Consider the following 826-nt stretch of genomic DNA (forward strand, 5'->3'; position numbering starts at 1 on the left):
GTCCCACCCTTTAAAAGCCCCGCTTATATAGCGGGGCTTTTTCGTTTTTAACATCTCTTTTTGCCTTGAGCACTTTACTTTATAATCACGCTTGTTTTAATTCGCCAAGTATTCACTTTCCACCTGAGATATTGTCATGATTTCAAAAAACCAACTAAAACTGCTTCGAGCTTTGGGCCAAAAGAAACAGCGTAAAGCGCATGGTTTGTTTCTTGTTCAAGGTGAAAAGAACGTATTAGAGTTGGCGAGCAGCTCATTGGTTGTGAAGCAAATTTTTGCTACGGCAGATTTTTTGGAAAGTCACCGCCAAGAGCTAAGTGGTTTTGAGTGCGTTGAAGCGTCGCTTGATGATCTAACCAAAGCAAGTACGCTTGTGAGCAACAACGCCGCCATTGCTGTGGTAGAGATTCCAAACGTAAAAGAACCACAGGCAAAGGGCTTGATGATTGCTCTGGATGGTGTTTCAGACCCTGGTAACCTAGGAACGATTATCCGTGTAGCTGACTGGTATGGCATTAAGCACATTATTGCGAGCACTGACTGTGCAGACCCGTATAACCCAAAAACCATCAGCGCGACAATGGGCAGTTTTGGGCGTGTGCAAGTGAGTTTGGTTGATTTGCCAAGCTACTTAGCTGAAGCAAACTTGCCAGTGTATGGTGCTTTCCTTGAAGGTGAGAGCGTGCATAAAACTGAGTTTTCAGCAGAAGGTATTTTGTTGATGGGCAGCGAGTCACATGGTGTGCGAGAAGAAGCGTCCAAGTTCGTGACAGATAAGATCACGATTCCTGCTTTCGGTGGCGCAGAATCTTTAAACGTGGCAATG

At 44.9% G+C, this 826-nt stretch carries 1 protein-coding gene; it reads left to right on the top strand.

Going from position 1 to position 826, the window contains the following annotated elements; all coding sequences use genetic code 11:
* Nucleotides 1-136: 136 nt before the first annotated feature.
* Nucleotides 137-826: RNA methyltransferase (locus tag R7R24_RS25855; protein ID WP_318119982.1), on the top strand; the 690-nt coding region annotated here is incomplete at its 3' end.

The organism is Vibrio sp. 704 (assembly GCF_033339295.1).